Origin of the sequence: Legionella sp. km772, assembly GCF_003989735.1 — a bacterium.
Classification (GTDB): Bacteria; Pseudomonadota; Gammaproteobacteria; order Legionellales; family Legionellaceae; genus Legionella.
Window position 1 is genome coordinate 1 of record NZ_RZGQ01000294.1, and the last position, 2,069, is coordinate 2,069.

The following is a 2,069-nucleotide window of genomic DNA, read 5'->3' on the forward strand; positions in this document are numbered from 1 at the left end:
TCACTGATCAGATTGAGTGAAATAGGTGATCAGTTTAGAGTGAAATCACTGATCAGATTGGAGTGAAATGAGTGATCATTTTGAAGTGAAATCGGTGATCAGATTGGAGTGAAATACGCATTGCGTCCTCAAGAATCAAATATAAAATTCTTATTTGCTCTTTTTCACTGAACACTTGTTTACCATATCGGTGTACGGAGTCTCTTAATTCCGCTTCTGACTTTTCTCTGGCCATGGGCTATCCCCTATAAAAAGCAGCATTATAGATTAAAGCGATAAGAGTGGTCAATATTTAATCATATTTGCCGAGTGCATTTTGATTGAACAAGAAATAGAATTGCAGAGCATTGAGAATTCGCGAGGTATGCTTCTTCGATCAACTCAAGGCAACGTGCCTAAAGAGGCTGCTTATCTGTGCATTCATTGTGCCTTTTGATAAAAAGGCTGTGTTTATAAATCCGGCGTTTTGAAATCATTGTGGTTATGGGGCTTTGCTGTGTATTAAAGCCTAAAAAGTGAGAGTCAAGACTATTTTTTTCTTTTTTATTTGGTTATTATCTTCCAGTTTCATTGTTTTCTTCCAAGTTAGCCGCTGTGGATAATTGTCAATAGCGCCACACCCCAAAATAATAAAAAATAAATGTAAAAAGGTAAAACCCCTTGTGTTTATTGATTTATTGTGATTTTTTTTAATTAAACTTTAAGTCAAGATATCCACAATTTCTGTGGATAAGTCTGTGCATACCCGGTGTGTGAAAATGGAATTAAACACCTTGTTTTTCGTAAAGCGAATGAGGCGGGCTTATCCGCTGCAGTGTCTATGCGCTTTATAAGCCTTCTCTCCCGCTATGTAGTTTCTTATAGAATGCACTTTATTTAACCATCGAAGACTTTTTAAGTTCTAATTGACGAATTTTTCTAATTTGTATAAAATTGACGCTAAATTTGTATAATAAGGATAACTTATGGAAAATGTCACTTTATCAACATTAGCATCCACTGTCACAGGATGCTATACAGGTGTTTGCAATTATGTTTCATCGTTTTTTCAGCCGTGGCCTCCAGCAAGAGAGTTTAAAGAACAAGCGCTTCTAAATGAAGAAATTAAGGAGCTTAATGCATTAGTTTTGAGTATGAATGAAGAAAGAATATTTATTGTTAAAAAATAGCTTAATTTAATTCTTTGTGTAAGTATTTTGACGATAATGATTCCGGAGTGAGCTATCCTCAAGTGCTGGAGTTCAGTGAACTACGTACAGATCTTCTTTTTCATTTAGATAATTACCCAGTTTTTGAAAACAGTAAGTGTTTTGAATTGGAGTATTTGCATATTAAGCGCAATGAATGTATTGAGCATCATAATACTGTGGTTTCCGGTGCAGAAGAATTTTTTAAACGTGCTAATGAGCTACAAAACCAAGCATGGCTTAATGAGCGCGCGCGAAACTCTGTCCTATTAAAAAATTCATTTATGGAGTCAATGGACACTGAAGTTAGTTCTAGAACTAATGATGTTTCCGAAAATAAATCCAGCCCTCGTCTGCAATAATTATATATCTTATTTTTTATTGTTTTGCCTTAATAATTGTCTAAGTCAAGATGTATATTTATAGGTATCTTTGCTGGCATAGGTTCGGCTATTTTTTGCTATGAGTGTACGTTGCGATAGCACTTGGACTCGTTAGTACAACTGATGCGCTGGGACAAATGCTCTAGCAGACCTTATTTTATTCTCTCTTGCTATAAAAGAGTAACAAGATAAATTCTAAGAACGCTTGGCTATATTATAATAAGAGCTGCAATAGTTTGGTAATTGACCTACCAAATTTAGGCCATAACGTTGATTTGTGATCTACGATGCTGGGCTTAGCAGCCCAGCCTACCTATTCGGTTTTTAGCTTTAACTCAACTGTAATTTCAAGGCAAGGTAGGGGCCATTTAAATTAAAGGCTCATGTTACGCACGGTCAATTTTAAGCTGCCATATTTTTAAGCTCCTGCCAAGCAATCTGGTTCGCTCTAAGAATCAATTTGTACTTAATAGCAAAGTGATTTAAATGAGTTTTTATC

2 protein-coding genes are annotated in these 2,069 nt (G+C 35.4%); both read left to right on the plus strand.

Going from position 1 to position 2,069, the window contains the following annotated elements; all coding sequences use genetic code 11:
- Positions 1 to 965: 965 nt before the first annotated feature.
- Positions 966 to 1,169 (plus strand): hypothetical protein, encoded by a 204-nt coding sequence (locus ELY15_RS15350; RefSeq protein ID WP_127101572.1) that lies wholly within the window; start codon positions 966 to 968, stop codon positions 1,167 to 1,169.
- A 47-nt stretch (positions 1,170 to 1,216) separates the two neighbouring features.
- On the plus strand, positions 1,217 to 1,549 hold the full coding sequence (locus ELY15_RS15355; RefSeq protein ID WP_127101574.1) for a hypothetical protein: 333 nt from the start codon (positions 1,217 to 1,219) through the stop codon (positions 1,547 to 1,549).
- The last annotated feature ends 520 nt before the right edge of the window (positions 1,550 to 2,069 follow it).